Origin of the sequence: Caballeronia sp. EK, from assembly GCF_014384845.1 — a bacterium.
Lineage (GTDB): Bacteria > Pseudomonadota > Gammaproteobacteria > Burkholderiales > Burkholderiaceae > Caballeronia > Caballeronia jiangsuensis.
In genome coordinates this window covers 226,900-235,088 of record NZ_JACSUE010000011.1, presented here as the reverse complement: position 1 = coordinate 235,088, position 8,189 = coordinate 226,900, and the positions used below count along the sequence as shown (strand labels likewise).

7 protein-coding genes and 1 rRNA gene are annotated in these 8,189 nt (G+C 64.1%); 7 read left to right on the top strand and 1 reads right to left on the bottom strand.

Going from position 1 to position 8,189, the window contains the following annotated elements:
* The 5 genes from rrf to IAG25_RS29905 all read left to right on the top strand — a co-directional run bounded on the left by rrf (position 1) and on the right by IAG25_RS29905 (position 4,643).
* Positions 1–114, top strand: a 5S ribosomal RNA gene (gene rrf / locus IAG25_RS29925).
* A gap of 5 nt (positions 115–119) precedes the next feature.
* The gene (locus IAG25_RS29920; RefSeq protein ID WP_255504033.1) at positions 120–932 is read left to right on the top strand and encodes a hypothetical protein; all 813 of its coding nucleotides are present in this window, start codon (positions 120–122) and stop codon (positions 930–932) included.
* Between the two features lie 29 nt (positions 933–961).
* Entirely contained in the window at positions 962–2,002 is a 1,041-nt protein-coding gene (locus IAG25_RS29915) for a LacI family DNA-binding transcriptional regulator (RefSeq protein ID WP_187608051.1), read from the top strand.
* 78 nt (positions 2,003–2,080) lie between these two features.
* Positions 2,081–3,865, top strand: coding sequence for an IlvD/Edd family dehydratase (locus IAG25_RS29910; RefSeq protein WP_187608050.1), 1,785 nt, complete (start codon positions 2,081–2,083; stop codon positions 3,863–3,865).
* 10 nt (positions 3,866–3,875) lie between these two features.
* On the top strand, positions 3,876–4,643 hold the full coding sequence (locus IAG25_RS29905; protein WP_187608049.1) for an SDR family NAD(P)-dependent oxidoreductase: 768 nt from the start codon (positions 3,876–3,878) through the stop codon (positions 4,641–4,643).
* Positions 4,644–4,670: 27 nt separating this feature from the next.
* On the opposite strand, the gene IAG25_RS29900 is transcribed toward IAG25_RS29905, so the two are convergent.
* A complete protein-coding gene (locus IAG25_RS29900; protein WP_187608048.1) occupies positions 4,671–5,003 on the bottom strand; it encodes a hypothetical protein in 333 nt (110 codons plus the stop codon).
* A 297-nt stretch (positions 5,004–5,300) separates the two neighbouring features.
* Between IAG25_RS29900 and IAG25_RS29895 the strand changes: the two genes are divergently transcribed.
* Both IAG25_RS29895 and IAG25_RS29890 read left to right on the top strand, forming a co-directional pair.
* Entirely contained in the window at positions 5,301–6,425 is a 1,125-nt protein-coding gene (locus tag IAG25_RS29895) for an MBL fold metallo-hydrolase (protein WP_187608047.1), read from the top strand.
* A 126-nt stretch (positions 6,426–6,551) separates the two neighbouring features.
* Positions 6,552–8,177, top strand: a complete 1,626-nt coding sequence (locus IAG25_RS29890) for a methyl-accepting chemotaxis protein (protein WP_187608046.1) — start codon at positions 6,552–6,554, stop codon at positions 8,175–8,177.
* The last annotated feature ends 12 nt before the right edge of the window (positions 8,178–8,189 follow it).

Here is an 8,189-nt window from a genome sequence, read left to right as displayed (position 1 = left end):
CCTGATGACCATAGCGAGTCGGTACCACCCCTTCCCATCCCGAACAGGACCGTGAAACGACTCCACGCCGATGATAGTGCGGATCACCCGTGTGAAAGTAGGTAATCGTCAGGCTCCTCATGCAAAAAACAAAAACCCCACCCCGCAAAGGTGGGGTTTTTGCGTTGGCGGGCCGAATCCACCGAGAACGTTCGTTCCGACACCCGCTCGTCTCCGATAAACGGTTCCAGTCGGTAGAATGGCGTCGAAAGGTTGTAACCATCATGCCGACCCTTTCCGGAGCGCATATGAGAACGAGCCTGTTGATTGCCGCCGTCAGCGCCGCGTTGCTTGTCGCGGCGTGCGGCAAGAAGAACGACGCGAGCGAGTCCAGCCTGGGCGACGCGATTTCCGCCGACATGAAAACGAATCGCGGTCTGCTGTGCCTGAACCGAAGTGGACGCGGCCCGTATGCGTTCCCATCGGCGTATAGCAATCGCGATCTCAACGAATACTCCGCTGCCGCACTGCGCGAGCAGCTCGCCGCGCTCGAGAAGAGCGGGCTCATTGCCCGTGCCGCGCCGACCCCGGCCAACACCAACGCGAAGCAGAACGGCATCGCGTACAGCCTCACCGGCGAAGGCCAGAAGTATGCGGTCGAAACCAGCCGGCCCGCCGGCGACCCCAACGCCACGAGCGACCCGCGCGCCTGGATGCTCTGCTATGCGCACGTCAAGCTGGACAAGGTCGTCGGCTGGACCGAGCCCGATCCGACCGCTCACCGCTCCGACGTCACCTACACCTACAAGCTCGAAAACGTCGCTCCGTGGATGGACGATCGCGACATCAAGCGCGCCTTTCCCGACGTGACCGCCGCCGACCGCGAAGCCGGTGAAACGAAGCTGCACATCATCCTGGAGCAGCGCGAGGACGGCTGGGTGCGGGTGGATTGACCCCGCAGGCTCCGCTTCCGAGATCACGCATGCCGCCATCTTCCTTCGATCCTTCCGCCGGCCCGCCGCGCATGTCCGATGTCGCGCGTCTCGCCGGCGTTTCGAAGATGACCGTCTCCCGCGTGCTCGCCGGCCACAGCGTCGCGGTGGCGACGCGTGAGCGCGTGCAGAAAGCCATCGACGAACTCGGCTACGTTGCCGATGCCGCGGCGGGCGCGTTGTCGTCCGGACGCTCGGAGTTCGTCGCCGTGCTGGTTCCGTCGCTCGCAAGCTCCAACTTCTCGGACACGGTGCGCGGTCTTTCCGCGTCGCTCGAACCGCACGGCCTGCAATTGCTGATCGGCGACACGGACTACCATCTGGATCGCGAGGAACGGCTCGTGCGCTCGATGTTGCGTCATCAGCCGCGCTGCATCGCGCTGACGGGTTCGCGTCATACGGAAGCGACGCGCACGCTGCTGCGCCGTTCCGGCGTGCCCGTCGTGGAGATGTGGGATTCGCCTTCCGATCCGATCGATGCCGCCGTCGGTTTCTCGAACGTCAGCGCCGCTAGAGAGATGGTGCGGTATCTGGCGGATAAAGGTTACGAACGCATCGGCTTTCTCGGCGGGGCGAGCGAACTGGACCGCCGCGGCCTGGATCGTCTGAAGGGCTTTCGCGCGCAGATGAATGCGCTCGGTTTCGACGACGAACGCATCGTTCGTCTGGGCGATTCTCCCATCACGATGAGCCACGGCGGCCCCGCGATGGCCGCCTTGCTCGACACCTGGCCCGACACGCAGGCCGTGATGTGCGTGAGCGACATGTCCGCGTTCGGCGCGATAATGGAATGTCACCGGCGCGGCTTCGTGGTGCCTGACGATATCGCCGTTGCCGGCTTCGGTAACTTCGAAGTGGCCGCGTGCTGCACGCCATCGATCACGACGGTCTCCGTCGACGCATACGGCATCGGCCTGCGCACCGGCGCGACCTTGCTCGCGGCGCTGGAGGCGCGTGAGGAAGGCATCGCGGGGCCATCGGGCAAGCGAGTGCGCGTCGCCTATTCCGTGGTGCCGCGCGAAAGCGCCTGAGCCGAAGCAGTGCGGCGATGCGTGCTAACATCGATCGAAATGTTACCGGTAACGTCACGATAAACAGGGAGACACCTCATGCCCCAACAGAATCTCAAACGCCTGCGCAGCCAGGAGTGGTTCGACGATCCCTCGCACGCCGACATGACCGCGCTCTACGTCGAGCGATTCATGAACTACGGCCTGACGCGCGAGGAATTGCAATCGGGTCGTCCGATCATCGGCATTGCGCAGACCGGCAGCGATCTCGCGCCGTGCAATCGCCATCACATCGAACTCGCCGCGCGAACGAAGGCGGGCATTCGCGATGCCGGCGGCATTCCGATGGAATTTCCCGTGCATCCGCTCGCTGAGCAAAGCCGCCGTCCGACCGCCGCGCTCGATCGCAATCTCGCGTATCTCGGTCTGGTCGAAGTCCTGCACGGCTTTCCGCTCGACGGCGTCGTGCTCACGACCGGTTGCGACAAGACCACGCCCGCGTGCCTGATGGCCGCGGCCACCGTCGATATGCCCGCAATCGTGCTCTCGGGCGGTCCGATGCTCGACGGCTGGCACGAGGGCAAGCGCGTCGGGTCGGGCACCGTGATCTGGCATGCGCGCAATCTGCTCGCGGCGGGCGAGATCGATTACGAAGGCTTCATGCGCCTGACGACCGCGTCGTCGCCGTCCATCGGCCATTGCAATACGATGGGCACCGCGCTCTCGATGAACAGCCTCGCCGAAGCGCTCGGCATGTCGCTGCCGACGTGCGCGAGCATTCCCGCCGCGTATCGCGAGCGCGGGCAGATGGCGTACGCGACGGGCAAGCGCATCGTCGATATGGTGCGCGAGGATCTGAAGCCGTCGAAGATCATGACGCACGATGCGTTCATCAACGCTATCGTGGTCGCTTCGGCGCTCGGTGCATCGACCAATTGCCCGCCGCATCTGATCGCGATCGCGCGGCACATGGGCATCGAGCTGAGTCTCGATGACTGGCAACGTCACGGCGAACAGGTGCCGCTCATCGTGAACTGCATGCCCGCGGGCGAATATCTTGGCGAGAGTTTTCATCGCTCGGGCGGGGTGCCGGCGGTCATGCGGCAACTCGACAAGGCGGGACTCGTCAGGCGCGATTGCCTGACCGTGTCGGGCCGCACGATCGGCGAGATCGCGAACGATGCGCCCGCCGCCGACAACGAAGTCATCCGCACCACGGACGATCCGCTGAAGCACGGCGCGGGCTTCATGGTCCTGTCGGGCAATTTCTTCGACAGCGCGATCATGAAGATGTCGGTCGTCGGCGATGCGTTCAGAAAGACGTATTTGAGCGAGCCCGGCGCGGAGAACGCGTTCGAAGCGCGCGCGATCGTCTTCGATGGCCCTGAGGACTACCACGCGCGCATCAACGATCCGTCGCTCGACATCGACGAGCATTGCATCCTCGTGATTCGCGGCTGCGGTACGGTGGGTTATCCGGGCAGCGCGGAAGTCGTGAACATGGCGCCGCCCGCCGAGCTGATCAAACGCGGCATCGATTCGCTGCCGTGCATGGGCGACGGACGCCAGAGCGGCACGTCGGCGAGCCCGTCGATTCTCAACATGTCGCCCGAAGCCGCGGTGGGCGGCGGTCTCGCGCTCCTGCGCACGAACGACAGGATTCGCGTCGATCTGAATGCGCGCAGCGTGAACGTGCTGCTCGACGAAGCCGAACTCGAAAGCCGCCGCGCGCAGTCCGCATTCGCCGCGCCGGTCGCGCAGACGCCGTGGCAGGAACTGTATCGACAAACCGTGGGGCAGTTGTCGACGGGCGGATGTCTCGAGCCCGCGACGCTGTATCTGAAGGTGATCGAAACGCGCGGCAATCCGCGTCATTCACATTGAGCGAGCCGCCATGTCCTATGCCATTTACCCGAGTCTTGCGGACAAGCGTGTTGTCGTGACGGGCGGCGGCAGCGGAATCGGCGCTGCGATCGTCGAGGCGTTCGCGAAGCAGGGCGCGCGCGTGTTCTTCATTGATGTTGCCGAGGCCGATTCGCGTCAACTCGAACAAACGCTGGCAAGCGAAAAGCATGCGCCGAAGTTTCTGCGTTGCGATCTGCGCGACGCGGCCGCCATCGAAAAGACTTTCGACGACATCGCCAGCGAAGCCGGTTCCATCGACGTGCTGGTCAACAACGCCGCGAACGACGACCGTCATCAGTGGGACAACGTGAGCGCCGCGTACTGGGACGAGCGCATGGCCGTCAATCTGCGGCATCAGTTCTTCTGCGCGCAGGCTGCGGCGAAGCGCATGTGCACGCAGAAGCACGGCGCGATCGTGAACATGGGCTCGATTTCGTGGCATCTCGCGTTGCCCGATCTCACGCTCTACATGACCGCGAAGGCCGCGATCGAAGGACTCACGCGCGGGCTCGCGCGTGATCTGGGCGAGCACGGCATCCGCGTGAATACGGTGATTCCGGGCGCGGTGCGCACGCCGCGTCAGATGAAGATGTGGCAGTCGCCCGAAAGCGAGGCGAAGCTTCTAGCGCAACAGTGTCTGCACGAGCGGATCGATCCGGAGCACATCGCGCGCATGGTGTTGTTCCTTGCCTCCGACGATGCGGCACGCTGCACCGCACGCGATTATTACGTCGATGCGGGGTGGTTCGGGACGTAACGCGTTACGTAACGAACGCCGACCGGTTCAGAGGCGCGCATCGCGCCGACGCGCGACTTTGGGCTTCGCCTTGACCGTTGGCATCGTGCCGTTTTCGATGTAATGCTGCACGGCGTCGGCGGCTTCGTCATAGCCGCGTTCATCGAGCCAATGCCAGACGGCTGCGAGAAAGAGACCGAGCCCCGCATGCCCGCAATGGGCGATTACCTCCGCGATGCCTTCCGCGAGCGCCTCGTTGCGGCCCTCTGGCTGCAACGCGCTCGCCACATGCGATGCCGCCCGCGATACCAGCATCGCGTGCATCGTATGCAATTGCGGGTTGAAGGTGCGTACGGCGCTTTTTCTTTGACTGCTGCCCATGAAACCCCCGTCTCTGGCACTGGCGTGCTACGTGCCCGGATGCGATAACCGCATCGAAAAAAAGGGCGCGCGCCGCGATTGATTGTTCGAATGCGCCTTTCCGGCGCCGGGGAGGGCTAACGCAAGAAGCGGGCCGACACGCGACTACGCCACGCACATTTTCCAGTAGCGCCTTATGCGGCGGTGCAGCGCGCATCTTGCTATGGGCGGAGAGAAACGCGCGCAAAGACGATTCGTCATGCATTTCGTACAATCGAAAGCCGTATGCGGCACGCAAACCATCAAAAGATGCGCCTAATGTCCTACTTTTGGTCCGCTGTGTTCGCGCTGCTCGCCGGTTGCTCGTCAACGACAGCGGCACGCAGCGAGGAACCCGCGTCCGCAGCGGAATCGCAAGCGCCGCAGCCGCTGCATCACGCGAAGCGCACCGCGTCCGGCTATGAAAACAACTACGGTCATCTGCCGCGCGAATCTTTTCTGAAGTGGCGTTGGGAGCGCTTTACGCAAGGCTTGCCGAAGCCGCCCGCGAACGGCTATCACTTTCCGATGGCGCATCCCGACATCGCGTGGCTCAAGGCCAACCGCACCGCCGATACCCTCACGTGGATCGGTCACGCGACCGCGCTGGTGCAGATCGACGGCGTGAACATCCTCACGGATCCGGTGTTCTCGGAACGCGCGTCGCCGTTCTCGTTCGCGGGCCCAAAGCGCAAGACGCCGCCCGGCCTCACGCTCGATGAGTTGCCGCACATCGACATCGTGCTGATCTCGCACAACCACTACGATCATCTCGACAAGCCGAGCATCGAAGCGCTCAACCGGCAGGCGGGCGGCCCGCCGCGCTTTCTCGTGCCGCTCGGCATCCGGCAGTGGATGAACGATATCGGCGTGACGAACGTCGAAGAGCTCGACTGGAGCGACGAAACGCACGCCGCCGGGCTCGATATCTGGTTCGTGCCGAGCCAGCACTGGTCGGCGCGCACGCCGTTCGACCGCGCGGAAACGCTGTGGGGCGGCTGGGTCGTGAAGACGCCGGCGGGCGCGGCGCATCCGTACTCGTTTTACTTTGCCGGCGACACGGGCTATTCGCCGGATTTCCGCGATATCGGCGCGCGTTTCGGCGGTTTCGATCTCGCGCTGATTCCGATCGGCGCCTACGATCCGCGCTGGTTCATGCATGCGCAGCACGTCGATCCCGAGGAAGCCGTGCGCATCTTTCAGGACGTCCACGCGAAGAAGGCGATCGGCATTCACTGGGGTTCGTTCGAACTGACCGACGAGCCGCTCGACGAGCCGCCGCGCCGTCTTGCCGACGCGGTGCGCCGCGCCGGCCTGCCCGAAGACGCGTTCACCGTGCTGAAACACGGCGACATGATTCATCTCGACACGCCGAATTCAAGCGCGGCCACAATCGGTCGTTAACACGGCCTGACAGCGCGCCTTTACGCGCGTAAATTCATCCTACAATTGAGACGCCTCGTTATCGAGGCGGGCTCGCGGTTGCGCGCGGCGCGGCAATCGTCTTTATCCCTTGATGAGGCTCATCGCGTGAAGCAACTGTCTATTCGGCATCGCATTCTGGCGAGCTTTGGCATCATCCTCTTCCTGATGCTCGTCATGGCCGCTCTGTCGTACACGCTGCTCGGCGGTATCGATCGCGAAGCGAAGAGCCTCGAAGACGACTCGATGCTCGGCTTCTCGCTTTCCAACGATCTGCGCGCGGCGTGGTTCGAGAACTACACGATCACGCAACGGCTCGTCTTCATCGACAAAGACGCCGAGCAGGCGCGCCGCGACACGCAGCGTCTCACCGAAACGCGCGCGACGATCGACAAGCTGATGGACACCTACGTGCCCACCATCTTCGAGGACGAAGACCGCCGCCTCTTCAACGATTTCAAGCGCCAGCGCGACCTCTACCTGCCGGTTCAGGACCAGACGCTGCGCGAGCTCGCAAGCTCGAAGGACACGGCCGCCGCAACCTTCAACACGCGCCTCACGCCGGTATGGGAAGCGGGACAGACCGCGACGCGCGCGCTCGTGGACCATAACGAGACCTTCAACGCGAAATCGGTGGAAAGCATTCGCGGCTCGGTGCAGAAGTCGGAAGTGACGCTCATCGTCATCATGCTGATTGCGATCGCGGCGGCGTCGGTGCTCGGCCTCATGCTGATGAAGGCGCTGACGGTGCCGATGCTGCGCATGGTCGATGTGGTCGACAAGATGCGCACCGGCGACCTGACGCAGCGGCTCGCGCTCGCGCGCCGCGACGAATTCGGCACGCTCGAAGCGGGCTTCAATCGCATGACGGACGAACTCACGGGCCTCGTCGGACAGGCGCAGAAGTCGGCCGTGCAGGTGACGACATCGGTGTCCGAAATCGCCGCGACCGCGCGCGAGCAGCAGGCCACCGCGAGCGAGACCGCCGCGACGACGACGGAGATCGGCGCGACCTCGCGCGAGATTTTCGCCACGGCGCGCGATCTCGTGCGCACGATGAACGAAGTGTCGGGCGTGGCGGAGCAATCGGCGGCGCTCGCGGGCACGGGTCAGGCGGGACTCACGCGCATGGAGGAAACGATGCGTCTCGTGATGGAAGCGGCGGGTTCGGTGAACGGCAAGCTCGCGATCCTCAACGAGAAGGCGGGCAACATCAACCAGGTCGTCGCGACCATCACGAAGGTGGCGGATCAAACCAATCTGCTCTCGCTGAACGCGGCGATCGAAGCGGAGAAGGCGGGCGAGTACGGGCGCGGCTTCGCGGTCGTCGCGACCGAAATTCGCCGTCTCGCGGATCAGACGGCCGTCGCCACGTTCGATATCGAGCAGATGGTGAAAGAGATCCAGTCCGCCGTCGCGGCGGGCGTGATGGGCATGGACAAGTTCTCCGAGGAAGTGCGCCGCGGCATGCTCGACGTGCAGCAAGTGGGCGGCCAGCTTTCGCAGATCATCCATCAGGTGCAGACGATGGCGCCGCGTTTCTCGATGATCAACGAAGGCATGCAGACGCAGGCGACGGGCGCGGACCAGATTTCGCAGGCGCTGTCGCAACTGTCCGAAGCCGCGCAGCAGACGGCCGAATCGCTGCGCCAGTCGACACAGGCGATCGACGACCTCACGCATGTCGCGAACGGCCTGCGCACGGGCGTGTCGCGGTTCAAGGTGGCCGCTTGACGTTCCATTGAG